Origin of the sequence: Pedobacter sp., from assembly GCF_037719805.1 — a bacterium.
Lineage (GTDB): Bacteria > Bacteroidota > Bacteroidia > Sphingobacteriales > Sphingobacteriaceae > Pedobacter.
Map to the genome: position 1 here is coordinate 578,045 of NZ_JBBJLZ010000001.1, position 23,502 is coordinate 601,546.

Annotated in this window: 22 protein-coding genes; 9 read left to right on the forward strand and 13 right to left on the reverse strand. The window is 40.5% G+C overall.

The window, feature by feature from the left end; all coding sequences use genetic code 11:
* Positions 1 to 29: 29 nt before the first annotated feature.
* The 7 genes from WKF66_RS02655 to WKF66_RS02685 all read right to left on the reverse strand — a co-directional run bounded on the left by WKF66_RS02655 (position 30) and on the right by WKF66_RS02685 (position 6,958).
* On the reverse strand, positions 30 to 992 hold the full coding sequence (locus WKF66_RS02655) for a DUF3137 domain-containing protein (RefSeq protein WP_489672855.1): 963 nt from the start codon (positions 990 to 992) through the stop codon (positions 30 to 32).
* Positions 992 to 1,549 (reverse strand): LemA family protein, encoded by a 558-nt coding sequence (locus WKF66_RS02660; protein ID WP_489672856.1) that lies wholly within the window; start codon positions 1,547 to 1,549, stop codon positions 992 to 994. Before WKF66_RS02660 ends, WKF66_RS02655 begins: the two co-directional genes overlap by 1 nt.
* Positions 1,550 to 1,697: 148 nt before the next feature.
* Positions 1,698 to 2,168 carry a DUF4920 domain-containing protein gene (locus WKF66_RS02665; protein ID WP_489672857.1) on the reverse strand — a complete coding sequence of 157 codons (471 nt, stop codon included), beginning with the start codon at positions 2,166 to 2,168 and terminating at the stop codon, positions 1,698 to 1,700.
* Between the two features lie 318 nt (positions 2,169 to 2,486).
* Complete coding sequence (radA, locus tag WKF66_RS02670; protein WP_489672858.1) at positions 2,487 to 3,863, reverse strand: DNA repair protein RadA; 1,377 nt, start codon at positions 3,861 to 3,863, stop codon at positions 2,487 to 2,489.
* A 114-nt stretch (positions 3,864 to 3,977) separates the two neighbouring features.
* Positions 3,978 to 5,528 carry an Rne/Rng family ribonuclease gene (locus WKF66_RS02675; protein WP_489672859.1) on the reverse strand — a complete coding sequence of 517 codons (1,551 nt, stop codon included), beginning with the start codon at positions 5,526 to 5,528 and terminating at the stop codon, positions 3,978 to 3,980.
* Positions 5,529 to 5,777: 249 nt separating this feature from the next.
* Complete coding sequence (locus WKF66_RS02680; protein WP_489672860.1) at positions 5,778 to 6,650, reverse strand: tetratricopeptide repeat protein; 873 nt, start codon at positions 6,648 to 6,650, stop codon at positions 5,778 to 5,780.
* Between the two features lie 5 nt (positions 6,651 to 6,655).
* Entirely contained in the window at positions 6,656 to 6,958 is a 303-nt protein-coding gene (locus WKF66_RS02685; RefSeq protein WP_131556207.1) for an HU family DNA-binding protein, read from the reverse strand.
* Between the two features lie 171 nt (positions 6,959 to 7,129).
* On the opposite strand from WKF66_RS02685, the gene WKF66_RS02690 reads away from it, so the two are divergent.
* Both WKF66_RS02690 and WKF66_RS02695 read left to right on the forward strand, forming a co-directional pair.
* A complete protein-coding gene (locus tag WKF66_RS02690; RefSeq protein ID WP_489672861.1) occupies positions 7,130 to 8,185 on the forward strand; it encodes an A/G-specific adenine glycosylase in 1,056 nt (351 codons plus the stop codon).
* A 10-nt stretch (positions 8,186 to 8,195) separates the two neighbouring features.
* Positions 8,196 to 8,621: a single-stranded DNA-binding protein gene (locus WKF66_RS02695; protein WP_489672862.1), complete on the forward strand. Its 426-nt coding sequence runs from the start codon at positions 8,196 to 8,198 to the stop codon at positions 8,619 to 8,621.
* A gap of 55 nt (positions 8,622 to 8,676) precedes the next feature.
* Here WKF66_RS02695 and glmS read toward each other — a convergent pair whose 3' ends face one another.
* The 3 genes from glmS to WKF66_RS02710 form a co-directional block, all read right to left on the reverse strand.
* The gene (gene glmS, locus WKF66_RS02700; protein ID WP_489672863.1) at positions 8,677 to 10,515 is read right to left on the reverse strand and encodes a glutamine--fructose-6-phosphate transaminase (isomerizing); all 1,839 of its coding nucleotides are present in this window, start codon (positions 10,513 to 10,515) and stop codon (positions 8,677 to 8,679) included.
* A 79-nt stretch (positions 10,516 to 10,594) separates the two neighbouring features.
* A complete protein-coding gene (locus WKF66_RS02705) occupies positions 10,595 to 12,067 on the reverse strand; it encodes a DUF4270 domain-containing protein (RefSeq protein ID WP_489672864.1) in 1,473 nt (490 codons plus the stop codon).
* 17 nt (positions 12,068 to 12,084) lie between these two features.
* Positions 12,085 to 12,909 (reverse strand): glycogen/starch synthase, encoded by an 825-nt coding sequence (locus tag WKF66_RS02710; RefSeq protein ID WP_489673330.1) that lies wholly within the window; start codon positions 12,907 to 12,909, stop codon positions 12,085 to 12,087.
* A 155-nt stretch (positions 12,910 to 13,064) separates the two neighbouring features.
* Between WKF66_RS02710 and panC the strand changes: the two genes are divergently transcribed.
* The 3 genes from panC to WKF66_RS02725 all read left to right on the forward strand — a co-directional run bounded on the left by panC (position 13,065) and on the right by WKF66_RS02725 (position 15,501).
* Complete coding sequence (gene panC / locus WKF66_RS02715) at positions 13,065 to 13,904, forward strand: pantoate--beta-alanine ligase (protein WP_489672865.1); 840 nt, start codon at positions 13,065 to 13,067, stop codon at positions 13,902 to 13,904.
* A gap of 13 nt (positions 13,905 to 13,917) precedes the next feature.
* Positions 13,918 to 14,268, forward strand: coding sequence for an aspartate 1-decarboxylase (panD, locus tag WKF66_RS02720; protein WP_489672866.1), 351 nt, complete (start codon positions 13,918 to 13,920; stop codon positions 14,266 to 14,268).
* A 93-nt stretch (positions 14,269 to 14,361) separates the two neighbouring features.
* Positions 14,362 to 15,501, forward strand: coding sequence for an acyl-CoA dehydrogenase family protein (locus WKF66_RS02725; RefSeq protein WP_489672867.1), 1,140 nt, complete (start codon positions 14,362 to 14,364; stop codon positions 15,499 to 15,501).
* Here WKF66_RS02725 and WKF66_RS02730 read toward each other — a convergent pair whose 3' ends face one another.
* On the reverse strand, positions 15,502 to 15,849 hold the full coding sequence (locus WKF66_RS02730; RefSeq protein WP_489672868.1) for a phage holin family protein: 348 nt from the start codon (positions 15,847 to 15,849) through the stop codon (positions 15,502 to 15,504).
* A gap of 17 nt (positions 15,850 to 15,866) precedes the next feature.
* Here WKF66_RS02730 and WKF66_RS02735 point away from each other — a divergent pair, with 17 nt between their 5' ends.
* Positions 15,867 to 16,298 carry a hypothetical protein gene (locus WKF66_RS02735; RefSeq protein ID WP_489672869.1) on the forward strand — a complete coding sequence of 144 codons (432 nt, stop codon included), beginning with the start codon at positions 15,867 to 15,869 and terminating at the stop codon, positions 16,296 to 16,298.
* A gap of 186 nt (positions 16,299 to 16,484) precedes the next feature.
* On the opposite strand, the gene WKF66_RS02740 is transcribed toward WKF66_RS02735, so the two are convergent.
* Together WKF66_RS02740 and WKF66_RS02745 are read right to left on the reverse strand one after the other, a co-directional pair.
* A complete protein-coding gene (locus WKF66_RS02740) occupies positions 16,485 to 17,456 on the reverse strand; it encodes a 2-hydroxyacid dehydrogenase (protein ID WP_489672870.1) in 972 nt (323 codons plus the stop codon).
* 19 nt (positions 17,457 to 17,475) lie between these two features.
* The gene (locus WKF66_RS02745) at positions 17,476 to 18,243 is read right to left on the reverse strand and encodes a peroxiredoxin family protein (RefSeq protein WP_489672871.1); all 768 of its coding nucleotides are present in this window, start codon (positions 18,241 to 18,243) and stop codon (positions 17,476 to 17,478) included.
* Positions 18,244 to 18,600: 357 nt separating this feature from the next.
* Between WKF66_RS02745 and rimP the strand changes: the two genes are divergently transcribed.
* The 3 genes from rimP (at position 18,601) to infB (ending at position 23,434) form a co-directional block, all read left to right on the forward strand.
* Positions 18,601 to 19,065 (forward strand): ribosome assembly cofactor RimP, encoded by a 465-nt coding sequence (gene rimP / locus WKF66_RS02750; protein ID WP_489672872.1) that lies wholly within the window; start codon positions 18,601 to 18,603, stop codon positions 19,063 to 19,065.
* 2 nt (positions 19,066 to 19,067) lie between these two features.
* The gene (gene nusA, locus WKF66_RS02755; RefSeq protein ID WP_489672873.1) at positions 19,068 to 20,303 is read left to right on the forward strand and encodes a transcription termination factor NusA; all 1,236 of its coding nucleotides are present in this window, start codon (positions 19,068 to 19,070) and stop codon (positions 20,301 to 20,303) included.
* Between the two features lie 83 nt (positions 20,304 to 20,386).
* The gene (infB, locus tag WKF66_RS02760) at positions 20,387 to 23,434 is read left to right on the forward strand and encodes a translation initiation factor IF-2 (protein ID WP_489672874.1); all 3,048 of its coding nucleotides are present in this window, start codon (positions 20,387 to 20,389) and stop codon (positions 23,432 to 23,434) included.
* Positions 23,435 to 23,502: the final 68 nt, after the last annotated feature.

The window sequence follows — 23,502 nt, forward strand, 5'->3', positions numbered from 1 at the left end:
ATTTGAAGTCCCGAAAGGGACTTTTTTATTTACTGTTTGGTCCAGATTCTTGTGTTGAGATCAAGCTCTGCTATGATGCCGTACATGAAACGGATGACCTCCAAATCTTCTTGTAGAAATTTGCCGTCCAGTAAACTTTTAAATACAGGCGGTTCAAAGTAGTCTTTGGAGAGAGGGAAAGCTATATTGACGTATGAGTTTGTAAAGGATACTGAAATCGTATCTTTAGTTTTGTTATTGAGTTGGCAAAGGCGTTCCATCATACTCGGAGTGAGGATGTATCTCGCTTCTATCTGGTCTGTTGAGTAGGTTACGAATGCCTCGCAGAAATCCGGGTCTTCGAGCTTAACCACCTCGCTGTTAGCGTTAGAAAATATTGGCAACTTTTCTGAGAACCACGCGCCGATAGCTGAGCCCATATCTTTCGGGCGGACCACCGTCACTCCGTTAAAATGCTTGTTAAAGTCCGCACGGAAAACAAATCCCTTTAGAATAGTATGCCAATGCTCTTGTCTTCCATTCTTCGTCTGCGTAACGGTTTTGTATTCCGCATGTACTTCAGAGAAGGAAAATCGTGTTTTGCCAGCGGTTCCCTCAACCTGGTCCTGGCTTTTATACCGGTCAGGCTCTTGTGTAAAGAGCTGAGAATTGATAAAACTACTTTCAGAAAGTCCAGTATCATATTGCAACTCCATGCTATTATCAATGGACTTGAGCGCTGCAGCAATTACCTGGTGTTTAAACTGGTGTCGGTATTCATCAAATATGTCCGTGGCCTTACTCAGGAAGTACATTCCTGTAATAAACAATATTCCTCCAGCAACGCCGAAGTAGATCAAAAGGGCTTCCAAAAGGTATCCCAACCCAACCATGCCAATGCCGCCTAAGATTAAAGCATAACACTTGATTCTTTGACTCGAAACTTCCTTACGTACAATTTCTAAGGCTGCCAGGGTGTTTTGAAGCGAGGCGTTCAAGACTGCTTCTTCCATTAGCTATTGAAAAGATCTTTAGCGCTTACATTCTTACGTTCTTCTTCAGTGTTAGAGAGTACAGCTACAGGCTGGTAGTTTAAAATACCAGCAACTACACTACCAGGAAACATCATGATCGCGTCGTTGTACGCTGTTACCGAAGAATTGTAGGATCTCCTTGCTGCAGCGATTTGCTCCTCACTCTCTGTCCAGGTACTTTGAAGGTTGATGAAGTTTTGATTGGCTTTCAATTCCGGATAGCTCTCGACCGTAAGCATAAGACTGCTTACTTTAGAGCTTACCTGTTTGTCTAATTCAAGTTTTTCCTGGGTAGTCAAATTGCCTGCGGATGCCTGACTCCTCAGCTCAACAATCTTGGATAGCGTAGCGGATTCATGCTGCATATATTGTTTAACGGTTTCAATCAAATTAGGTAGCAGGTCAAAACGTTTCTTTAGCATCACATCAATGCTCGAGAAAGCGTTTGCCACCTGATTTTTCTTTCCAATCAGCGAGTTGTATAAGGCTATTCCAAAAATAAATATTAAGCCTAAGAAGATAAAAGCGATAATCATGATTAACGTGTTTAATAAATGGTTAATGCGAATATATTTGAAATTTAAGAAATCTACGAATGTACATGCTAATTTATCATAAAAAAGCCCTGTTTTAGAAAAAACAGGGCATCAATCAATATTTTGGGAGGATGGGCCTCTATTTTAATTACAATATCACAACTCCTTTTGCTTCGAATGCAAGTTCTTTTTTCGGTTCAGTAATCTTCGCTACCTCTGCTGCGGTTTGATGTGCATCTTCAGCATAATGGCGCAACGTCTCTGCTGATATTACTTGTTTCTTTGCAATGCCATCGAGAGCTACTTTCTTTCCAACGATATCCATTGGCATGAAGAACCCATAGTCTTTAAATGTCACACGGATATTTTCTCCGGCTGGCATTTTCAATGTCATCCAGCAACCTTTTTTCTTACAGACCTCTACTACCTCACCTGTAATCTGCAGATCGGCAGTCTTCTTGTCACCCATTGCGGCTTCCATCTTTGCAACCGGAACTTTCTTTCCTGGCTTAACACCTTCACCAAAGCTGCTCAAACTGACCGGCTTCGACTCTTGAGCGAACGCACCATAGGCAATAAAACATAATGCAAAACTCAGTATCAGGGCTCTTAAATTCATGACTTATATTTTAGGTCTTTTCAACAGATTACTATTATAAAGTTATCTAAATTTCTAATACTTAGGAATAACTAACACAAAAAAAATCCTCGCCATCTTACGATAACGAGGATAATCATCCCTATTGTTTGTTGTTAACCATAAAGGTTAGCAACAGTAACAGTATTACAATCAACAGGCCATACTTAATATTGGCATTATAACAATGTTAATGCACAGATAAACAGTGTATTGTAGTTAATCTGCCTTGAGCACCAATTTTTAAATTGGGGAGAATATTCCTCTTAGCGAGTAATATCGTTGCGTTTGCGCCTTGATTTATCCAAATAATACTGTAAATACATCATCTATTTTATTTACATCTTTGATCTCAATATTGAACTTTTGTCTGGATAAGCCTTTCATATTATAGGTGGATATAAAGATTCTTTCAAAGCCTAGTTTTTCTGCCTCCAGTATTCGTTGCTCTATCCTGTTGACGGCCCGGATTTCACCTGAAAGGCCAACCTCCGCAGCAAAACACGTTTTTGACGATATGAATATATCCTCATGTGAAGAGACAACTGCCGCCATAATAGCAAGATCTATTGCTGGATCCTCCACCTTTATTCCACCTGCGATATTCAAAAATACGTCTCTGGTGCTCAGCTTAAAACCACAGCGTTTCTCTAAGACAGCTAGCAGCATATTCATTCGCTTCGTATCAAATCCATTTGCAGACCTCTGAGGAGTGCCATAAGCTGCAGTGCTCACTAATGCCTGTGTTTCGATCAACATCGGCCTGGCGCCTTCTAAAGTTGCAGATATTGCGATGCCGCTAAGCTCTTCTTCGCGCTGTGATAACAGGATCTCCGAAGGATTAGATACCTGTCGGAGTCCGGTGCCATCCATTGCATAAATTCCCAGTTCAGCAGCTGCCCCAAACCTGTTCTTTATTGACCTCAGGATCCGATACACGTGGTGCCTGTCGCCTTCAAACTGCAGCACGGTATCTACCATATGCTCTAGTATCTTTGGACCGGCGATCGTACCGTCTTTTGTAATATGTCCGATAAGAAATACAGGAGTATCTGTTTCTTTTGCAAATTTCAGCAACTCCGCAGCGCATTCCCTAATTTGTGAGACACTGCCTGGAGTAGATTCAATATTGGAGGAATGCAGGGTCTGAATGGAATCTACGACTACTAAATCAGGCTCCAATTCTTCCAGTTGCTTAAAAATGTTTTGAGTCGACGTTTCTGTAAGGATAAAACACTGCGCCTTTGGGTCTGTTGTTATCCGCTCTGCGCGCATTTTAATCTGATGCTCACTTTCCTCACCAGATATATAAAGGATCTTTTTTCCCTCAATGTTTAGCGCAAGTTGCAACATCAATGTTGATTTTCCGATCCCGGGTTCACCGCCGATTAAAATGACCGAGCCAGCAACGATCCCACCGCCCAGGACTCTATCCAGCTCCATATCTCCGGTATGCGTTCTTTCCTCTTTTGTAGAATGTATTTCTTCAATTTTGGATGGCTTGTTTACCCGTTGAGTAGTACCCGACGTTTTCCAGGAGGGTACCTTTGCATTTGTTTTTTCTATCAGTTCTTCAACCAATGTATTCCACTGGCCGCAAGAAGGACATTTACCCATCCACTTTGCAGATTCGTATCCGCAACTCTGACAGAAATACGCTGATTTACTTTTAGCCAATTATATAATATTTAAAGTTATGTATGAACGAATTTACCGTTAATTACAGTAGGAAACCCAATAAAAAAAGGCCTGATTTCTTACGAGATCAGGCCTAAAAGTAACGTTGTTATTTTATAATTTTATTTCTTCATCCTTAGATGAAAGAAAGTGAAACTCAGTTAGGTTGTAAGAAGATACGGCGCGTATCTTAACCCTTTGGCCAAACTTGAAGAACCATTTCCATTGTAAAGAAATTATTCCTTTTTTAATAAAAGCTTCAATGTAAGGATGTACACAAAGCGTAATGTTTTTTTCGTTTTGCTCCTGCAAAATATAGGTTAGGTTACTCTCGATTTCATCCATCAAGACAATGCTAGCCTTTATTTCTCCCGTACCATTACAGGTAGGGCATTTTTCACTTGTAACAATGTTCATTTCCGGCCTTACACGCTGTCTGGTAATTTGAACTAATCCAAATTTACTTGGTGGCAGTATAGTATGCTTCGCGCGGTCGAGCAACATCAGGTCTTTTAAGTAGTCAAACAAGATCTTGCGATTGACAGGCTTATGCATATCGATAAAATCAATAACCACAATACCACCCATATCACGCAACCTTAACTGTCTTGCAATTTCTTTTGCGGCCTCTCTGTTTACCTGAAGCGCATTTTCTTCCTGATTTTCCTTGCTGGCAGTCCTATTGCCACTATTTACGTCTACTACGTGCAAGGCTTCGGTATGTTCCACAACAAGATAAGCACCTCCAGCAAGATTAACTGTTTTTCCAAACGAGTTTTTGATCTGCTTTTCAATACTGAAATGCTCGAAAATATGTTCCTTATGCTTGTATAATTTCACAATCTTCTCCATCTCGGGAGAGATTTCATGAACATAGGAGCGAATGTCTTCAAAGAGATTGGGATCGTTTACATACACGTTTGTGAAATCCGTACTTAAGATATCACGAATTAGCGTTGATGTACGGTCCATTTCTCCCCATACACGTTTAGATGGTTCAGCTTCCGGTAATTTCTTTATGAAGTTTTCCCACTTTGCAACAGAATCTAGAAGATCTTTTTGCAGCTCGGCAACGCCTTTACCTTCAGAAACAGTTCTTATGATAACACCAAAGTTCTTAGGCTTAATACTTTCGATAATTTTCTTTAGACGATTTCGTTCGGTATTGCTCTTGATCTTTTTTGAAATGGAGATTACATTTGAGAAGGGAACTAAGACAACATAGCGACCTGCAATTGACAGGTCAGAGCTTAGCCTTGGACCTTTTGTTGAAATTGGCTCTTTGGCAATCTGAACCGGAAGCACTAGATTCTTGCTAACGATCTCAGAGATTTTACCAGCCTTATTAATGTCACCTTCTAATTTGAAATTATCTAATAAGGTGCCGTTAACAGTGCCATTACGCTTAATTTTTGTAAGCTTTATTAAAGACTGAACTTGTGGCCCAAGATCAAAATAATGCAAAAACGCATCTTTTTCATAACCAACATCTACGAAAGCAGCATTCAGTCCGGGCATAATTTTCTTTATGCGGCCTAAATAAATGTCGCCAACGGCGTAGTTATTATTGATCTGTTCCTTATGAAGTTCTACAAGTTGCTTGTCTTCAACTAAAGCTATGGTCACTCCCAGGGGAGAGGAATCTATAATTAGTTCTTTTACCAAAAGCTACAGAATTAAAGGCTTTACGCCTTATTAACACATGGACTAAAACGCAAAAATATGCAGCCAACAATTAAGGATACAAATCTTTATATCCTTAATTACTGAAACATACATTAAGAAAATCTATTTTTTCTTATGTCTATTTTTTCTAAGACGTTTCTTACGTTTGTGGGTAGCCATTTTATGTCTCTTTCTTTTTTTACCGCTTGGCATAACTTTGAGTTTTAAATATTTTTATTAATCTGTTTATTAACTTTTACTTTTCAGTTCAATGATCTTATCATCAATGAACTTCGACAATGTTGGGTTACCTGCAAGCTTTTTGCTTTTAACATATGCGTCAATCGCTTCTGAATTCTTACCTAAACTTTCATAAGCCGTAGCAAGATAGAAATAGGCGTCAGGGGAGGGCTTGATTGCAATGATATCATTAAAACGAGTAATTGCCTTATCAAACTGACCTGACTTAATTGCAAATGTTCCCAGGCTCATGTTTGCCTTTAAATTTTTGGGATCTTTTTTAACTACATCCAGCAACATTGCTATACCTTGCATTGGCATGCCCATACCATTTACGATCGTGATACCGAGCCCTGTTTTAGCATCAATACTGGTAGAGTCCAATGCCAGTGCATTTTTATAGGAAGCGTTCGCCCGCTGTAGTAAAGCTGGAAGTAAGACGCTATCACGTGTATTGTCAAACGCTTTTACAAACTTATCTCCTGCAGCCAGCCAATCGGGTAACGTCTTTGCTTTCGTTGCCCGAATCTCCAGATATAAAGCACTGGGAAGATCTTGATCAACGGAATCCCACTTCTGTGAAAGTGCTTTGGCTGCGAAGCCTTTTTCACTTTCAGGCGCGGAATTGTACGCTTGTTCCAAACTAGTTATCTCGCTTGCTATATTAGCTCCAAGACTATTCTTGGCAGCAGTCGATACTTCTGCAAGATCTATTACCGCCGGCGTTTTATCAGCCATTTGCTCCCCGGCAGCAGGTCCTTTATTTGTCGTTTCATCTTTTGGTTTAACTAAACCTTTAATATCACGGCTAAACAAATAAAACATCAGGAGCATTACTGCTCCTATCGTTACTACTTGTTTTGAACGGATACTTTTTAGCATATTAACTAAGCTTCTACGCTGATTTTCTTAGTGTTGCTTTTTACTTTATCAACAAAAACCTTTGCTGGTTTGAAGCTTGGAACAAAATGCTCTGGGATAATTATTGCAGTGTTTTTAGAAATATTTCTAGCAGTCTTTTGTGCTCTCTTTTTAACAACAAAACTTCCAAATCCTCTTACATAAACATTCTCGCCACCGATCATGCTAGTTTTGATCACTTTGAAAAATGCTTCAACGGTTTCCTGTACATCTACTTTTTCAATTCCTGTTTTCGTTGATATTTCTGAAATGATATCTGCCTTGGTCATATATTACTTAATTTAATTTATTATGATTTACTATTATAACTGATTTGGGGTTGCAAAAGTATTGCTTTTTAATGAGATAGGAAAATAAAAGATCATTTATTTGTTCCAGCATGTATCAGTGAAATGCAAGTTTTTGAAAAAAAGAATTTTAGAACACTGTATTTTTGTCTCATGAGTTTTCAGCAAGAAATTATTGCATGGTATACAATAAACAAGCGTTCACTTCCCTGGCGAAATACAAGAGATTCTTACGTGATATGGTTATCAGAAATCATCCTTCAACAAACCCGCGTAGAGCAGGGCTTACCTTACTTTCATGCCTTTCATGATGCCTATCCAACGGTTGCCGATTTCGCTAATGCCAGTGAGACAGAGATATTAAAGCGTTGGCAGGGATTAGGCTACTATTCCCGAGGGAGGAACATGTTATTTACAGCCAAACAGGTTCTTGAATTATATCATGGAGTTTTCCCCAGCAGCTATAGTGCGCTGATTTTATTAAAGGGCGTCGGTGATTATACAGCAGCTGCTATTTCGTCTTTTTCTGCAGATGAAGAAAAGGCTGTTTTGGACGGAAATGTGTTCAGGGTGCTGGCCCGTTTTTTTGGGATTGCTACCCCTATCAATAGTACAGCTGGTAAGAAGGAGTTTGGCTACCTCGCACAAGACTTGATTAAAGGTCAGATTCCCTCCCTTTACAACCAGGCGATTATGGAGTTTGGAGCTTTACTCTGCAAACCTAAAACTCCTTTATGCCCGGTTTGCCCCTTACAATTGGAATGTGTAGCAAGAAGCCAGGGATTGGTCAATCAGCTTCCGGTTAAGCTTAAAAATCTCGTTAAACGGAATCGGTACTTCAACTATTTTGTAGCAACAAATGAAGATAACATATTAGTTCGTAAACGGACTGAAGACGACATCTGGCAGGAGCTATTCGATTTTCCGCTTTTAGAAACTAAAACCCCGTATGAAAGGGAAGGCTCCGGCTTTCTGGACCAGGCAAAAATCATGTTTGGTAACGAGCTTAAACTCACGCATATTTCACACAAAAAGCATTTGCTTACACACCAAACTATATATGTTGATTTTTTTGCTTTAGATAATTATATAATTAACTTTAATCAGAATGCGACTGTAAAATGGCTTTCAAACACTGATTTTGAACAATTACCTCAGCCAAAGGTAATCGCTAATTTTATGGATTTTTATTCAACTAACCACTTATAAACTATATTTCATGTCAGGTATTAACAAGGTTATTTTAGTAGGCCATCTGGGCAAAGATCCAGAGGTTAGACATTTAGATGGAGGCGTAACGGTTGCCAGTTTTCCGCTGGCTACTTCAGAGACTTACAACAAGGACGGTAAAAGGGTAGAGCAAACGGAATGGCATAATATCGTCTTGTGGAGAGGGCTTGCGGAGGTCGCATCGAAGTACCTTCAAAAAGGCAAACTCGTTTACATCGAAGGGAAGCTCAGAACACGTTCATTCGAGGATAGAGAGAAAGTAAAAAAATATGTTACCGAAGTCGTTGCAGAAAACTTCACACTTTTAGGAAGAAAAAGTGATTTTGAGAACACGCCGGCAACTACGGATAGCAGCGTACCAAAAAGCGAAGGTGATTACCTGGATAGTGATACTTCCGGAGACCTGCCGTTTTAAACGAGAGAAGCTCATGTCAATTACCATGAGCTTCTTTCACTATATTTAAAACTGATTATTCAACCGTCACGGATTTCGCAAGGTTCCTGGGTTGATCTACATTACAGCCTCTCATTACCGCGATATGATAAGAAAGTAATTGTAGGGGTATGGTAGCTAAAAGTGGTAAAAACGCTTCGCTGGCGTCTGGGATTTCAATGCAGTAGTCAACCATCTTCCTGACCTCTGTATCACCTTCAGTAACAATTGCAAGGACTATACCTTTTCTAGCTTTTACTTCCTGAATATTGCTGATCACCTTTTCGTAGGATGAATTTTTCGTTGCAATCACTACTACCGGCATTTCTTCGTCGATCAAGGCGATTGGACCATGTTTCATCTCCGCAGCAGGATAACCTTCTGCATGGATATAAGAGATTTCTTTTAGCTTCAACGCACCTTCCAAGGCGACAGGAAACCCACTACCTCTACCTAAAAATAGACAGTTACGTGAGTCCTTGAATTTAGCTGCAATTTCTTTAATCAAAGCGTCAGATTGTAACGCTTTCTCTATCTTAGAAGGAATGTTGTCTAATTCGGTTAATAATTCAGTCAGCTTAGAGCTGGTTAATGTGCCTCTTTGCTGGGCCAAATGGAATGCAATCAACGTTAAAACAGTAACCTGAGCTGTAAATGCTTTTGTAGAAGCAACACCTATCTCGGGTCCAGCATGCGTGTACGCTCCTGCGTGTGTTATTCTTGGGATAGATGCCCCAACAACGTTACAAACCCCAAATATCGTGGCTCCTTTTTCTTTTGCCATTTCAATAGCGGCCATGGTATCTGCCGTTTCACCAGATTGAGATATCGCAATAACAACGTCTTTTTCTGTGATAATCGGATTCCGATACCTGAATTCAGAAGCATATTCCACCTCTACCGGTATCCGTGCATATTCTTCAATTAGGTATTCTCCTACCAGACCAGCGTGCCATGAAGTACCGCAGGCGACAATGATGATCCGGTCAACGTTTTTTAGTTTATCTGCATATTCGTTGATCCCACCTAATTGCACACGACCTTCATTAGGATAAATCCTGCCTCTTAGACAGTCGCGGACAGACCTAGGTTGCTCGTTAATCTCCTTAAGCATGAAATGTTCATAACCACCTTTTTCGAGCATCTCCAGCTTTAATTCCAGCTCTTGTATGTAAGGCGTTTGAACGACATTGTCCAGTCTTTTGATCAACAACTCGTCCCGTCTTAAAAACGCAATTTCATTATCATTTAAGTAGATTACGTTCTTCGTATATTCTACTATCGGTGTTGCGTCTGAGGCAATGAAATATTCACCTTCGCCAACTCCAATTACCATAGGGCTACCCTTTCTGGCTGCAATGAGCTGGTCAGGTTGATCTTCATCCATGACAACGATTGCATAAGCGCCATTTACTTCCTTTAGTGCAAGTCTCACTGCTTCCAGTAGATCATCAGGCTCACTTTTGTAGATCTCTTCGATCAAATGTATTAGTACCTCAGTATCTGTATCGCTTTTAAATTCGTGGCCCCTTGAAACTAACTCTGCTTTAATAGTAGCGTAATTTTCAATGATTCCATTATGTATGATACTCAGTTTGCCATTGTCCGAAGTATGGGGATGAGAATTCCGATCTGAAGGCGCTCCGTGTGTTGCCCACCTGGTGTGCCCGATACCGACTGTGCCACTCAGGTTCTTGCCTTCTGCGAAAGCTTCCAGTTCAGAAACCTTACCTGCTTTTTTATAAATGTTTAGGTTACCCCTGTCAATAAGCGCAATCCCTGCACTGTCATAGCCTCTGTATTCAAGTCGCTTCAATCCCTTAATGATTAAAGGCCAGGCTTCTCTATGGCCTATATAGCCAACTATTCCACACATATATTATTGGTTATAAAAAATAAAATCCTCCGAAATTAAGAAATCTCGGAGGATATGAAAGTATTGTAGTAGATTAAATTTAGTTAACCTTGGTATAGTAGATGTTCAATTTAATCGCATTGTTACCAGAGCCAGGAGTTGTGGTATTGATTACCGATCTTCTCGCAGTAAGGATAGATGGAGTTAGATTAGCTTCATCAAATCCGGTAACAGATAAAAACGTTCCATAATCTTCTGTGTCGCCATCTATTAAATTCTGCAGGTAGCTTGTTAGCACAAACAAGTATCTCTTGTTTGTTGCATCATAAAACCCGTTAATCGCACGATCTGGACCTACGTATTTAGGATTGTTGCTATTTTGAGGATTAGAGTAATCTATAAGATTTAAACGGTTTCCAGCGATATCGTTTCTATAGAGAATCAATTTTCTGGCAGGAGCATAAGGCAGCGCATCTGTACCATTAGCAACATTTACCACAAGCTCTGCACGATTAATCACAATTCGGGATGCAGGGTTACCAGCTTTTACAGAGTTTACAAAAGCAGTAAGATCAGGGAATGAGATTTTATTTCTCAACCCGGCGAGACCCTGCAGGTAAGTAACATTATAAGGCGTAGCAGGATTAGGCGTATTTAGCTGCGTCTCCACAGGAGTGCCGGTATAATCATGTTTGATATTTGCAGCAACGGGTCCACTCTTGATAGCGATAGGAAAACTTACGCCCACCGTATCTTTATTGATCGAGTTGGTGACGTCTTTTTTATAATAAAGCTGCAAGTTCGCATTCGTTCCAGCAAAATCTACAAGAATGATCCCACCTTTACCACTGGTAGTCGCTTTGTCAACACTTATTCTTAACCCTTTAAAGGCTGCTGCAAACCTTGAGTTCCGAGACCGGGTTACTGAATCAAGTGAAAGAATGCGACTTTGGATAAAGCTATTGTCTAATCTTATTCTAATTTCAGGAACGATAAACCGCGAAGTATCCGGCTTTCCGGTAACTATATCGGTCACCCTTACCGGCGTATTGGGCATTATCTTAGCGGTAAACGAACCGACAACCGGGGTTTCCACAGCAAATTCTCTATTGCTTTGAAAATTGGTCTGTAGGGCTATATCGTCTTTAAGTTGATGTACTTTAAAGCTGTAAACGGAAGTTGCAGTATCACCATAAAATTCATTTATTATTGTCCCAGTAGCCGGATCAGTTATTCTGCTGTAAGGAAGCACCAGTACTGCTGAATCTATGATCGGGTTTGATCCGAAGCTGTATCCGTTAGAAGGCAGGGAAACCGCAAATGCAAGACTTGCTTCAGTAGTTCCAAAGGTCGGGTCTCCGTTTAGGTAGCCCAGCGGTTGTCTGCTTAGTGCTACGGTACTTGTCGCATCATCTTTAATAGTAATAGACTTTACAGCAACGGTACTATTTAGTGTGCCTTTAATGGCAAGGCTTGGGTCAAGTTCAAAACCAATTGTATTTGCGTCTTTACAAGACGACAAAAGAAAAAGACCTATCAACAGGGTCAATAAGTCTAGTTTTATAAATTTCATATTTTAGTACCTGAGTTTTATGCTATTGAAACCAATTCTTCAGTCGAGATTTCTTCATATAAATTGTAGAAGTTCTCGAAATTATCGGTTAAATTAAAAGCTAAAGTTGGCTTATTAGAATCTTTAACAAATTTTAACACATCAGGACTCAGTTTTTCATCGGCTAACACCACTGCATCAGAGTACGTTATGGCTCCGATATGCAATGCATTACAGTCTGCTTTTTCGAATACTTTCGTATCCTCAACAGTCATTGAATTCATCACTGCTTTTTTATAAAGATCAGTATTCATTGTTTCTGTAAAGCAGTCTTCATATACAGAATATACAACTTTGGAGTTTTTGAAAGTAGGATCGTTTTTGTAAGTAGTTTTGATGTAAGCAGGCACTAACGAAGTCATCCAGCCATGACAGTGAACGATATCTGGCGACCAGCCTAATTTTTTAACAGTTTCCAATGCGCCTTTGCAAAAGAAAATGGTTCTTTCATCATTATCTGCGTAAAATTTATTGTCTTTGTCTCTGAAAACATGCTTGCGCTGAAAATAGTCTTCGTTGTCTAAGAAATAAACCTGCATACGGGCAGCAGGGATAGAAGCAACTTTAATAATTAGTGGATTGTCATTATCATCGATAACGATGTTCATCCCTGAAAGACGAATCACCTCATGCAGCCTGTTCCTTCTCTCGTTAATGTTACCAAATCTGGGCATAAGAATACGGATCTCAAATCCTTTATCCTGCATTGCCTGCGGTAACTGACGGGTAATTTCTGAAATCTTTGTGAGTTCAAGGAAAGGCGACATCTCGTGTGTAACAATCAGTAGCTTCGTTTTTGCCATCTCCATATTCGTAAATAAAAATTTATGTTAAAGAAAAGATTATCAAGGGGCAAAGGTAAGCAAAATAATAACATGTTTCAATATAAATGCGCAAGATGTTTTGTTGGGAATGTAGAAATAACCAACTTTACCGACTCGAAATTTTATAAGCTGGTTTGAAAGTTATAAATACCATTGCGGCCTTAAAGTCGCTGCTCCGTCCAATCAAATTGGCGAAACAGAAAATAGCTTTAGTACCAACTATGGGTGCTTTGCACAAAGGTCACGTCTCTCTAATCGAAGTAGCTCAGCAGCATGCCGAGCTTGTCGTTTGCAGCATCTTTGTAAACCCTACTCAGTTTACAGATCCCAAAGACCTTGAGAAATATCCACGGCCTCTTGAACACGATATCCAGATGCTGAAAGATGCCGGCTGTAACGTTGTGTTTATGCCTTCAGTTCAAGAGATGTATCCCGAGAAGGAGGATTGGCATATCGATTTAGGACCAGCAGAATTTTTGCTGGAAGGAGAGTTTAGAAGAGGTCACTATCAGGGTGTCACTCAGATTGTGAAAAAGCTTTTCGATGCTGTGGATCCTGATGTTGCCTTGTTCGGACAGAAAGACTTTCAACAGGTGCTGATGATCCGCAATATGATCGCTCATTTCGACATGCCGGTACAGCTTATTTCATGTCCCATTATCCGTGAAGCCGACGGGCTGGCTATGAGTTCCAGAAACATTCATTTGACTGCAGAAGACAGAGCACATTCCCTGGTTTTGAATGCTGCTTTAGCTTACGTAAAAGATAACTTTCAAAGCGGATCGATTTCTAACCTGGTTGCACATGCAAAAGAAATGATCAACGAAATCCCTGGTGTGGAGTTGGATTATTTCACTGTTGCGAATGGTGAGACACTCCAACCAGCGGGCGACAAAAGCCAAACTAATCTAATTGCACTTGTGGCCGCTAAAGTTGGTCAGACCCGTCTGATTGATAATATGCTACTTTTTTAATTAACTTTGCAGTATGATTATCGAGATATTAAAATCGAAAATACACCGCGTTAAAGTAACACAGGCGGAGCTTAACTATGTAGGTAGCATTACCATTGATGAGGATCTAATGGATGCTGCACAGATTATCGCCAATGAGAAGGTTCAGATTGTGAACAACAACAATGGTGAACGCTTTGAGACTTATGTAATTAAAGGCGAACGGGGTACAGGAACGGTATGCTTAAACGGTGCTACTGCCCGCAAAGTACAGGTGGGTGACATCCTGATTATTATGTCTTTCGGCTCACTGCCAATAGATGAAGCTAAGCTCTTCCATCCAATTCTGGTCTTTCCTGATGATAACAATCATCTGCTAAAATAAACAGCCCTTTCCCTAAAAAATTTACTATGCAACCATAGTAAATTTGCTTCTGATTCTTTAGATTTGAGACAACCTATCACTTAATCGATATAGATGCTATTTCAATTTACTGAAGAACAACTGATGATCCAGCAGGCTGCAAGAGATTTTGCAAAGTATGAACTTATGCCGGGAGTTATAGAAAGAGACGAGCATCAGAAATTTCCTGTGGAACAAGTGAAAAAACTTGGAGAAATGGGTTTTCTAGGCATGATGGTTTCTGAAAAATATAACGGTAGCGGAATGGATGTAATGTCTTACGTGCTTGTTATGGAAGAGCTGTCTAAAATTGATGCCTCCTCTTCGGTGGTTGTCTCAGTAAACAATTCTTTGGTATGTTTTGGCCTCGAGGCGTATGGCTCTGAGGCCCAGAAGGAGAAGTATCTAAAGCCTTTGGCTTCCGGAGAAAAGCTAGGGGCGTTTTGTTTGTCAGAACCTGAAGCAGGCTCAGACGCCACCTCACAACAAACTACGGCTGAAGATAAAGGGGATTATTATCTGCTTAACGGCACCAAAAACTGGATTACAAATGGCAGCACCGCTTCTACTTATCTGGTTATTGCGCAGACGGATAGGTCTTTGAAACATAAAGGTATCAATGCGTTTATTGTGGAAAAAGGCATGGAGGGCTTCACTATCGGACCTAAAGAAAATAAGATGGGTATCCGTGGCTCAGATACACATTCGCTAATGTTTAACGATGTGAAAGTACCTAAGGAAAACAGGATAGGTGCAAATGGCTTTGGTTTTACCTTTGCAATGAAAACGCTTGAAGGGGGTAGAATAGGTATTGCAGCTCAAGCCCTCGGCATAGCTGCAGGGGCTTATGAATTGGCACTTGCTTACTCTCAACAACGGAAATCTTTTGGCAAAGCGATATCGGATCACCAGGCGATAGCCTTCAAGCTGGCAGATATGGCAACGACCATAGAGGCTGCTCGTTTATTAGTCTACAAAGCGGCCTGGCTTAAAGATCAGGGTTTGCCTTATACGCTTGAAGGTTCAATGGCCAAGCTCTACGCTTCTAAAGTTGCGATGGATGTGACCATTGAAGCCGTTCAAATCCACGGTGGCTATGGTTTTGTGAAAGAGTACCATGTTGAACGATTGATGCGTGATGCCAAAATCACCCAAATCTATGAAGGTACTTCTGAGATACAGAAACTCGTGATATCCCGAGAGATACTCAGGTAACTAGTCTTTACCTGATCCCAAGACCAAGCCGAATATTGCCTTTAGGACAGCAATAACGATAGCCAGCAGTGCTGAAGCCCAAAATCCTTCCGTACTGAAACCACTCATGATGTTAGCAACTAACATGATCATCAAGACTGTGATTACAAATGACATGAGACCCAAGGTCAAAAAGTTGACAGGGAAGGTAAGCAACCTCAATATAAAGCCAATTGTAGCATTTGCTAATGCGATCAAGAGCGCCGCGATAATCGCAGTTCCGTACCCATCTACAGCTACACCTGGAACAAATCGGGCCCCAAGAAATACAGCCAGTCCCATCAATAAAATTTCAATAATCAGTCTCATAATGTTAATTTAGTGGCATGCTCAAAAATATCAATACGCTTGTACTTTCACTTTTAACAGCATCTTTTCTTGGATGTTCATCATCAAATAGCAAGCCACTTTCCATCCTCTTTTCAAATGATAGCACTGCAATTGTTATTACGGAGATTGATAGACCAGGGCTTTTAAAATTGCAACTACTTAATCCGCAGGATAGCGTTTTTAGCGAGCTTATCTCTGTACTTCAAACCCCCTCAGAGAAGGACACCACTATTCGCGAAGAACTTGTCGCAGGGAACTATTTGGTTACGGATACGTCAATTGTTTTCACACCAGTTCAGCCCTTTGTCAAGGGGCGCGAGTATTTGGTCATTACACACATAAATACGAAGTTTGGAGATGCAGAACAAGTTGCAAAGGGGCAGCTTAGTCTGGGAGTTAAGCCCATTCAAAAATCATTGATTAGGTAATTAAGCATAATTTTCAAGAATCTGAAGGACCAGGTGTTGCACTAACAGTGGACTCACAGGTATATCAGTGCGTATTCGTTGGGAAAACGACCCCTTTTGCCCAAGGAGTGTGCACTGATATACCTAGGAGTTCCCTAGTTGTGCAAACCGAACCGCCGTTAAATTGCGATGATTGTTGGCCTTAATTTAAGTATAAACCTCTGGATTTACACACTCTGGTAAGCGTTCACCCTTTAATCCTGCAAGAATGTTTTGTATAGAAAGATTGGCCATAGCCGTTCTTGTCTCTATGGTAGCAGACCCGATATGAGGCAGCACTACTGCGTTCTTCATGCTTAGAAGAGGATTGTCCTTGTGCATAGGCTCCGGATCAGTTACATCTAAGCCGGCACCTCCAATAATTCCCTGTTCAAGTGCTGCTGTAAGATCACTTTCATTATGGAGTCCACCCCTGGCAGTATTAATAAAAAGTGCAGTTCGTTTCATTTTTTCAAATGCACTCTTATCAAAGAGACCTTTATTCTCGTCATTCAGATTGGCATGTACACTAATCACATCACTTTTCTGAAGCAATTCTTCCCAGCTTACATACTTCGCATCCAATTGGCTTTCGGCTTCTTCATTTTTGCTTCTGTTATGATAAATAATTGACATGTCAAATGCACCTTTAGCACTTTTCGCTAAGTCAAAACCTATTCTGCCTAATCCAAATATTCCAAGGGTTTTCCCTTTCAGGTCAAATCCTAAATTTTTGAAAGGATCCAGGAAGTTCCAATTGCCCTTAGCAATTTCTTTGTGCCAAAAGATTGCTTTTCTAGCTACGTTTTGCATCAGCAAAAAAGCGATATCAGACGTGGCTTTACTCAAAACATTAGGCGTATTACCGATTGGTATTTTAAATTCACTGGCTTTAGCGATGTCAATGTGGTCAAAACCAACACTATTTGTCGCTACAACTTTTAAGTGGTTGCATTCTTCAAAGAAATGATCGTCGAGCTTTTGGCTGATACATAACAAGGCATCGCTTTGCTTACAGTTCTCAATCAATTCGTTGTCGGTCATTACACGGTTCTCTTCCCATTCTGTAACGGTATGCCCTTCTTGGATAAGGACGTTTTTAATTTCATCGGGGATCTGGCGGGTAATGAAGACATTCATAAATGATTTCTTTATAATCTTATAAGATTTCTTTAAGCGTATTGTTTAAGATTCTTGGAGTGATGGTCACATTTCCAGAAATAGCATATATAATTTTGTGTGACTTGTCGGCCAGAACCATCAAGGGTTGGTTTCCTGACTCATAAGCCTGATTGATAACTTCTGCATCAACGATGTGCCTTGTATTTACGATGGGATTTCTAATTAGTGCTTTAGCTGCATGCTCAGGTGTATGGTGCGTAATGGCTATGATTGCTAATTTATCTGGGTTATTATATTTGGACAATACCTCATTTACTTCTGCATAGGCGTCTGCCTGAGAACCGCTATAACATCCATCACACCAAAAGATCAGTAATACGGCCTTGCCTTCGAGGGTTTTTAGGTCCAACTTCTTGGCCAGTGGCTTGAGCTCAAGCCTAACTCCTTCCCTCAGCTTCAAACTCTTTGGTAGTCGCAGCTGCTTTGTGTTTGCATCCATTAAAACTTGTGCTTCGGGATCAATTTTGAAAATCGTCCTTTTGTATTCTCTGGCTTTATTCTGCGCCCAGCCCAAGGTATATAGGAAACTTTTCACTTTTGCTATTGCTTCAAGGGAATCAACGACATTGCCAGCCCTGTCGTAAATTTTTGGATCAGTAATCTTCACACCGCCCAGCATCTTCTGTAGTTCTGAACCATTTTTGATAGCGGTGCTTCTTACTGATACTACCTTTCGTCTCTCTTCTTCCTGGGCTAATAGTTGTGTGCTGATTAGTAAAAGAGCAATCAATGTAAAGCGTTTCATACTTGTTTTAGTCAATGGTTATATTTCAAGTATACAGCTATTAATCCAACCATTTTCTATTGTTAAGTGAAAGGCATCACAAGTATTTTGGCTAAGGCAAGGGGGCTTCGGTCTATATTGTGGTTTGAACAAATCCAAGATTAGTTAAAGGCAATTGCATGGTAAGTCCAATTTTCATTGGACTTGTATTGGACTTGCTCACTCTTCAACCCAATCTGAACCCATTTCCCTCAGTAGGATTGAAATACTAATGCGTGCTTACGTTTTTAAATTCAAATATTTATTCTTATATTTGCAGCATAATAGTGGGCAAGAGGGGGCAGATGTCCCCTCTTTTCTGTTATTTGCGAATCGGTTATGCAGATAGAAAAAAGAGTCATAGAGTTGATTGAAGAGAAGATCTCGGATAGACCTGAGCTTTTTTTGGTAGAAGTAAGAATGCTGCCAAATAACAAGCTCATTATTCATGTTGATGGCGATGAAGGAATAAATATTCAGGATTGTGCCGCGATTAGCAGACATGTTGGTTTTCATTTGGAGGAAGAAAATACAATTGACAGAGCCTATAATTTGGAAGTTTCATCTCCAGGAGTAGGAGAGCCGCTAAAACTGAAAAGGCAATACGACAAGAACGTTGGTCGTGAGGTTGGTATAAAGCTTTCGAACGGGGAAGTCAAAGAAGGAAAATTAATTTCAGTTACTGATCAGGGAATTTTGATAGAAGCTAAAGTTAAGGAGAAGGGCAAAAAAGTGCAGTTGGTAGAAACCAACATAGACTTTAGTGATATAACAGAAACAAAGGTTTTAATTTCATTTAAATAAAAATGAGCAATATTAATTTAATCGATTCATTTCAGGAGTTTAAAGACTTCAAGAACATCGACCGTCCGACGGTGATTAGTGTATTGGAAGAAGTTTTTCGTAGCATGCTGCGTAAGAAATATGGCACCGATGAGAATTGTGACGTAATTGTAAATCCGGATAACGGGGATTTGGAAATCTGGCGTACAAGGAAAGTTATGGAAGATGGTTTTTCTGAGGATGATGATCTTGAAATTGAATTGGCAGAAGTAAAACAATTGGATGCGGATATGGAAGTTGGTGACGACTATATTGAGCAGATCACATTGGAAAGCTTCGGTAGAAGAGCGATTTTAGCTGCTCGTCAAACATTGGTTTCTAAAGTTCTTGAGCTCGAAAAAGATGAGATCTTCAAAAAATATAAAGATAGAGTTGGTGAAATTGTAACTGGTGAAGTTTATCAGGTATGGAAGAAAGAAACACTTGTTCTTGATGATGAAGGCAATGAGTTGATGATGCCTAAAAATGAGCAAATTCCGGCCGACTATTTCAAAAAAGGAGATTCAGTTCGTGCGGTGATTTTGAAAGTGGATATGGTTAACAGTACACCTAAAATCATTATTTCGAGGATAGCACCAGAATTTTTACAACGTCTGTTCGAAATTGAGGTTCCTGAGATCTTTGATGGTTTGATCACGATCAAGAAAATTGTTCGCGAACCTGGAGAGAGAGCTAAAGTTGCTGTTGAATCGTACGATGACAGGATTGATCCGGTAGGTGCCTGTGTGGGGATGAAAGGTTCACGTATCCATGGTATTGTAAGAGAACTTAAAAATGAAAATATAGATGTGATTAATTTCACAAACAATGTTTCCTTATATATTACAAGGGCGCTTAGTCCTGCAAAAATCACGTCCATCAAATTAGATGATGAAACAAAGCATGCTGCGGTTTATTTGAAGCCAGATCAGGTTTCTTTGGCTATTGGTCGTGGTGGACATAACATTAAACTGGCAGGTAAATTGACGGGATATGAAATCGACGTTTACCGTGAAGCTGGAGAAGAAGACGAGGATGTTGACATTGAGGAGTTCTCAGATGAAATAGATAGCTGGATCATCGATGAGCTTAAAGCCATAGGTTGTGACACTGCTAAAAGTGTGTTGGCACTATCTATAGATGAGCTTGTTAAACGTACCGACTTAGAAGAAGAAACAATAAAAGAGGTAATGAGTATTTTAAAATCAGAGTTTGAATAACGCAAAATCTGGCTGTTTATACATAGAATAAACAAGAATAAACGTTACTTTTGTATAAGAATTAAAGAAAAATAGGATAATCAATGTCAGACGACAAACCAATAATTTTATTCAAAGCAGTTAAGGAACTTAACGTAGGGATTGCTACGGCCGTTGACTTTCTGGGAAAGAAAGGCTTTTCTGTTGAGAATAAACCCACTACCAAGCTCTCTCGCGACATGTATGATGCGCTTTTGAAGGAGTTTCAAGGTGACAAAATTGTGAAAGAGGAAGCTAATCAGATTGTTATTGGTAAGATACGTCGTGATGAGCCAGAAGTAACTGAGAAAGTTGCGGAAGCACCTAGAAAAACTATAGAATTTGAGAATGAAGGCATCTTAATCAAGAACCTGAATTCTTACAGTCCCCCTGTTGAGAAGGCAAAAGAGGAAGCGCCTGTGAAACCGGCGGCACCTGCACCAACTCCTGTTCCAGCTGTTGAACCTGAGGCTCCAAAGGCTGATGAGGGTTCTTTGCCTGGTGTTAAAATTGTTGGAAAGATCAATTTAGATGATCTGCATTCTAAATCTCGCCCTTCTAAAAAAGAAGAAACTGTTGAGGCGGCACCTACTGCGCCGGAAGTTAAAGCTCCAGAAGTTAAAGCTCCTGAACCAGAAGTCATAAAAGAAGAGAAACCTGTTGAAACTCCTGTTGCAGAAGTGAAACCAGAACCAGTTGTAGAAGCTAAGGTTGCAGAAGAGAAACAAATAGAAGAAAAACCAGTTGTGGCTCCTGTTGTTGAGACGGTAGTACCGACTCCACCTGTTGTGGTTGCACCGGTAGTACCAGCGCCTCCGGTAGTTGAGACACCAAAGGCGGATGACAATGAAGTAATTAAAGCAAGATCTGTAAAACTATCAGGGCCTAATATTATTGGCAAGATCACTTTGCCTGTTACACCTGATCGTAAGTCTTCACCTGTTGCTTCTTCGGGCGAAAGCGCTGAGGCAAAACGTAAGCGTAAGCGTAAGAAAACGCCAGGAGGACCGACTACCGGCCCTAGTACTGGTATTACTCCACAAGCAGCACAACCTGGACAAGCTACGCCTGCTAGACCTGCCGCTCCAACGTTTGGTAACAGACCAGATTTTAGAAATAATACAAATAATACGGCCAATAGGCCTAATTTCAGAAATACAAAACCAGGAGCACCAGGCGGTGGTCCGAAGGAAGAACCTACTGAAAAAGAAATACAGGATCAGATTAAAGCAACACTTGCACGTTTAAGTGGAGCTGGTAAGTCTGGTAAGTTTGCTCAGCGTGCTAAACTTCGTCGTGGCAAACGTGATGATGTAGCATTATCTGCTGAGGAAGCGGCAATGGAACAAGAGCTTCAATCTAAGGTATTAAGGGTGACGGAATTTGTTACGGCAAATGAGTTGGCTTCGATGATGGATGTACCAGTTACAAAAATTATTGGTACCTGTATGAGTCTTGGAATGTTCGTTTCCATCAATCAGCGTTTGGATGCAGAGACTTTGACAATTGTTGCTGATGAGTTTGGTTACGAAATACAATTCGTTAAACCGGATGATGAAAGCGATAGCGTAATTGAAGAAGAAGATGCTGAAGAAACGTTAGTATCAAGAGCACCGGTTGTAACGATCATGGGTCACGTCGATCATGGTAAGACATCATTACTGGATTATATTCGTAAAGCGAATGTGGTTGCTGGTGAAGCAGGGGGAATTACCCAGCACATTGGTGCCTATATGGTAACTACACCGACAGGTAAAAAAGTAACATTCCTGGATACTCCGGGTCACGAAGCGTTTACGGCGATGCGTGCACGTGGTGCCAAGGTTGCAGATATCGCGATCATTGTTATTGCTGCGGATGATGCGGTGATGCCACAAACTAAGGAGGCGATAGCCCATGCGCAAGCTGCTGGTGTCCCATTGGTGTTTGCCTTCACAAAAATTGATAAACCGGGTGCAAACTCAGAGAAAATACGTGAGCAACTGTCTGTTATGAACATCCTTGTAGAGGATTGGGGAGGTAACTTCCAGTCGCAAGAGATCTCTGGTAAAAGCGGTTTGAATGTAGATTTACTTTTAGAAAAAGTATTGTTAGAAGCAGAGTTGCTTGACTTAAAAGCGAATCCTTCGAAACGTGCTACAGGTAGTGTTATTGAGGCTACTTTGGATAAAGGTCGTGGTATTGTGACTACGGTTTTGGTACAAGCAGGTACGTTGAAAGTGGGTGATCCTATTTTGGTAGGTAGTTATAGCGGACGTGTTAAAGCGTTATTTAACGAACGTGGTCAGAAAGTAGATCAGGCTGGTCCTTCGGTACCGGTTCAAGTATTGGGTATGCAAGGAGCGCCTACGGCTGGTGACAGGTTCAACGCAATGGAGAACGAGGTTGAAGCAAGAGAGATCGCGAACAAGCGTTTACAATTAATGCGTGAACAGGGTCTTAGAACTCAGAAACACATTACGTTAGATGAGATTGGTCGTCGTTTAGCAATTGGTAACTTTAAAGAGCTTAACCTGATTGTTAAGGGTGATGTGGATGGGTCAATTGAGGCACTATCCGATTCATTATTGAAACTATCAACTCCAGAAATACAGATCAATGTGATCAGTAAAGCGGTTGGTCAGATCTCTGAGTCTGATGTATTGTTGGCGTCAGCTTCTGATGCGATCATCATCGGTTTCCAGGTTCGTCCTTCTCCAGGAGCGCGTAAGCTTGCTGAGGCTGAGCAAATCGATATCCGTCTTTATTCAATCATCTACGACGCGATCAATGAGATCAAAGCGGCGATGGAGGGTATGTTGGCTCCAGAGTTTGAAGAAAAGATTACGGCTAACGTTGAGATCAGAGATACCTTCAAAATCACGAAAGTGGGTACGATTGCAGGTTGTATGGTACTTGATGGAACGATTACACGTAACAGTAAGATCCGTATTGTTAGAGACGGGGTAGTAGTTTATACAGGTGAACTGGCTTCGTTGAAACGCTACAAAGATGATGTTAAAGAAGTATCAAGAGGTTACGAGTGTGGATTGAACATCCATAACTTTAACAATATTGAGGTTGGCGATATTGTTGAGGCTTACGAACAAGTAGAAGTAAAACGTAAGTTGTAAGTTGCAACTTCACACTATAATTTTTAAAGAGCTGTCTATTAGATGGCTCTTTTTATTTTACAAAACTT